This is a genomic window from Paraburkholderia podalyriae (assembly GCF_014397785.1).
In the GTDB taxonomy this organism is placed as follows: Bacteria; Pseudomonadota; Gammaproteobacteria; order Burkholderiales; family Burkholderiaceae; genus Paraburkholderia; species Paraburkholderia podalyriae.
In genome coordinates this window covers 1-3041 of the sequence record NZ_VZQQ01000170.1, presented here as the reverse complement: position 1 = coordinate 3041, position 3041 = coordinate 1, and the positions used below count along the sequence as shown (strand labels likewise).

The window sequence follows — 3041 nt, the reverse complement described above, 5'->3', positions numbered from 1 at the left end:
TCCGGCTGACGCAATTCCTGCAGCATGTCGGCCAGCCAGGGCCCTGCAACAAGCTGCGACCAGTCGAGGTCAGCGGGGTCGGCGTTATCGTCGAGCGAAACACCCGCCAGAAGGCGTAGGGCCTCATTAAAAGGCAGACCGGTTTGTGCCGCCTTTTCCATGGCCTCGAATCGCTTCAGGAGGCGACTGAGCTTTTTCTTGTCCACCTCGACCCAGCGACCACGGATGAGTTGCAAGCCATCGGCGCCTTTGAGCAGATCCCTGACCTCGGAGGCGCTGAGACACTCGCCGTCGAGGGAGACCTCCATGCTGAAATCGAGCAACGCGTCCTTGCCCAGGAGCGAAGGCGGTCGTGCTCCGACGCTGGCTTTCACAACGGGGCGAACAGGGCGGCCCGCCTGCCAGACGCCTGGCGTGCGTACGACAATCCCGGCGGCTTCCAGTTGGGACAGGTCCGAGAGAAAGCGATGGGCGTCAAGCGGCGTCCAGCGCAGCGGATGGTATATCTCGCCGGTATCCACCATTTCGCGAAGCCAATCGCAGTGTTCCGCGGCGCGCTGCACCGGCAGCAGTAATGACAGGAGCTGCGCCTTGCTCCTGGCTCCCGAAAATTCCGCCAGGGCTTGCGACAGTGGCTGGTGTTGCGCTTTGCCATGGGCCGACAGGCGCGAGGTGTAAGTCGCAAGGAAGGCGAACGGTGACTCCGTGTCCTTGCGGTTCTCAGCGAGGTTGAAATGCACACGGCCGACCAGATTCCAGGCCGGGTGGCGCAACTTGAGGAAATCCTGAAGCGAGACCATTGCGGTCGCCAGTTCCTGGTGCAAGGCAGTATCGATCTCGCCCCACAGCGTGGTTAGCACATCTGGCGTTAGATACTCCCCGCCCGTCATCGGCGGCGCATCGGCAATCAGGGCATCGAAGTCCTTGGCAGCGGGCGTGACGACCGCAATCTCGCCGCCCTCGGGTGTGGCGCACAAGGCGGTGACATAGCGCGCGGCAAAATCTCGCCACCAGGCCCAGGCGGGCGGCAAAATGCGGCCGATTTCCGCCGTTCCCAGATGCAGCAGGCCATGTCCTGCGCCAAGCGCAAAAGAACTGCCTAGCCGCGGTCGTATTTCATCCGCCAATAGTGGCGCGTCGTCCTCTGGAACTGCAAGCAGGTGACCGCCGGGCGTCAGGTGTGGCGCGAGAATGTCGGAAGCAGTCAAAAACGCCCGTCCTCATGGCACTGTTGCAACAAGCGCTGAAGCGGCCTGTTTTCAAGGAAAGCGGCCTCGGAATCAACCGGCAGGCCCGCCGGCCCAGTGCGAACTGGGCGAAGTTCCGTCTGCGCCTGGTTCGCCGGGATTGTGGGGTGGGCCAAGCGTCCGGGGTATGCCTGGTCGCTGCGTTGAGCATGTCTTGTGAACTGTCTTTTCATCTGCTGTAGGACAACCTGATTGTTACGTATTAACTCACAGAAGTTCGCCCCCTGCTCTGCCACCGGCTGACCGACCTTCAACCTTCACGGCGGTCTCCGTGAATTTTCGAATCCGGCCAGGAGAAACAGGGCTCACGATGAAAGGGTACCAAAACCTGACTCATACAAGATGGGATGCCGATGGCGCTCCCACCCGCCCGCCGAAAATCAGTTGCGCTTGTTACAAACAACCAAATGGCAGAGTGTCCTGTTGGACCGACCTGCGGACGTTCAACGCTGCTCCTTGAACCTCCGGAGCCGGGCATCGACCGGGGACGCCCCGAAGCCTGGTCACGCGCGCGGTGTAAGGTACAGCGGCGAATAGCCTGCTCGGATGCGCGTTGCGGAATCTCGCCGGACGTGGTGAGCATCACCGTTAATGCAAGGGGCAGAACCATGGGATTTTCTTGCCGAACGTTTCTGATCGCTCGCGACGATACCCTCTCGCGGCTCTCAGGCACCAGGTTCAACAGGATGCTGCGAGATCCGGCAAGCCACAGTCTGCCCGTTTTTGCGGGGCAACGAGCGCGAATGGCCAGCGTCGTAGTCGAACTCGTGGCCAGAAACCCGGTGCGCGTCGTTCGGAGCACGTTTTCCATGCTCACTTTCGATGCGGAAGGTCGCATCGACGCGAGCAGATTCGAAAAGCAGCAATTTGCCCTCGCGGAGTCGGTCGTCGCACCTGTCTTTGACGTATTCGATGAAGACATCAACCAAACGATCGTCGACGCGACTTCCCGATTCATTGCACAGGGAGGCCAATGGGTTCCGTCACGCGCTTTGGCGCGCGTCGTAGATCAGACCGCGTTGGGCCAACGACAATGCCGACACCTGTAAGCGGTCGCTCAAAGGCTGCTCTGCGGCATCGAGTTGTCGATTCTCTCGAGTGTCGGAGGTGGGGCAACGGCGATCAGATCATACGGTCCTCGCGTAAGCTGCCACTCACGAGCGTAAAGTTTATGGTCACCCGAATGGCGGGTTTGGCCGATGATCCGTCTGTGGACTTCGCCCCTCGAACGTCCGCAACCTCATTTTCTGGTGCCGAATGCCAGCCATCTGTCGTGCCCGCTTGACATCATCGCCGTGCAGGTAGATGAAATGCGCTGCAGCACATTTCAAGTACGTGCAGGTGGCTACCGACCTGCTGCGCGAAGTTACCAGTCCGCTGGAGCGTCCGCCCTCCGAGTAACGTGGGCGCAGTGTAGTACCCCATGCTGGAGGTCGCGGACATCTTCCGCGCCCAGGGCCAGTATGGCGACGCACGGTGTCGCTGAGCCTGGGGCAGCTGAAGGTCATGTCGGCCATCGAACAGTGCCGCAGCCGCGGCGCTGGGGGGACACTTGCTGCGCTGTTCCGGCTACGCACAGATCGAGGTCGCCTACAACTCCTGTTGCAATCGCGGACGAATCGCGCTCTGCAAGCTCGCCCCACGAATTGTGATGGCGCGGGTTATTCACGGCTAAGGCCCGGCTCGCCCGCGCGCACTTCCCGACCTACCTATTCCGCCTCGTCCTCATGGTCGGCGATGCAGGTTGGAATTCGTGAAATTCCATCTGCATTCCTTATCAAATCGTTGGCAATT

2 protein-coding genes and 1 pseudogene are annotated in these 3041 nt (G+C 60.9%); 1 reads left to right on the top strand and 2 read right to left on the bottom strand.

Annotated elements, in window-relative coordinates:
• Both F6X42_RS42100 and F6X42_RS42095 read right to left on the bottom strand, forming a co-directional pair.
• On the bottom strand, nt 1-1208 hold a 1208-nt coding region (locus F6X42_RS42100), incomplete at its 3' end, for an SNF2 helicase-associated domain-containing protein (RefSeq protein ID WP_187639659.1).
• 704 nt (nt 1209-1912) lie between these two features.
• Nucleotides 1913-2221, bottom strand: coding sequence for a hypothetical protein (locus tag F6X42_RS42095; protein WP_187639658.1), 309 nt, complete (start codon nt 2219-2221; stop codon nt 1913-1915).
• Between the two features lie 449 nt (nt 2222-2670).
• Here F6X42_RS42095 and F6X42_RS46270 point away from each other — a divergent pair.
• Nucleotides 2671-2859 (top strand): annotated as a pseudogene (locus F6X42_RS46270) (transposase zinc-binding domain-containing protein); the annotation flags it as partial.
• Nucleotides 2860-3041 lie beyond the last annotated feature (182 nt).